The following is a 543-nucleotide window of genomic DNA, read 5'->3' on the forward strand; positions in this document are numbered from 1 at the left end:
CTGTCTGGCAGGGCTTTGAACAGCGTCAAGACTATGTGCACCAACAACCACACATCCCGCTTTCGTTAGTCCTGTAGGTTCTGGCGCGATACATAGTGCTGTGGCACCAGCCATTTCTACCGCTCCAAGTAAAACACCAAGTCCACCCAATAGTCGGTTACTCAGCGTTTCCGCCTCTGTGACGCTCTTATCTGAAAGCACCGCCGCCAGTTGTACCGGCGACATAACAACGACCATTCCACCCTCTTCCATAACAGTATCCCATTCCCCCATATCCTTACTCGATAATAGCCAAAACTGGCTTCGGTTGATAAGGGTAAATTCTTAGCCTTCCTTATTTATTTAAACTCATCATATTCAACTGATATAAAAAGACCGTCTGTTGCCGGTCTGGAGTTGGTTATGTCGGTGCGGGTTCGTCACATTTTGGCAGCCAGTCGGCGTAGCTTTACTCTTTCAGCTACAGGTTGGTATGTATACCCTGCTTTGTATGCCGCTTATCATAACTCAGGCGGAATTCTTTCAGCATAATGGGCAGCACAA

Annotated in this window: 1 pseudogene; it reads right to left on the bottom strand. The window is 47.7% G+C overall.

Annotation, left to right across the window (positions count from 1 at the left end):
- Positions 1-273 (bottom strand): annotated as a pseudogene (locus QQF33_RS03500) (RNase A-like domain-containing protein); the annotation flags it as partial.
- Positions 274-543: the final 270 nt, after the last annotated feature.

The organism is Lelliottia wanjuensis (genome assembly GCF_030238365.1).
Classification (GTDB): domain Bacteria; phylum Pseudomonadota; class Gammaproteobacteria; order Enterobacterales; family Enterobacteriaceae; genus Enterobacter; species Enterobacter wanjuensis.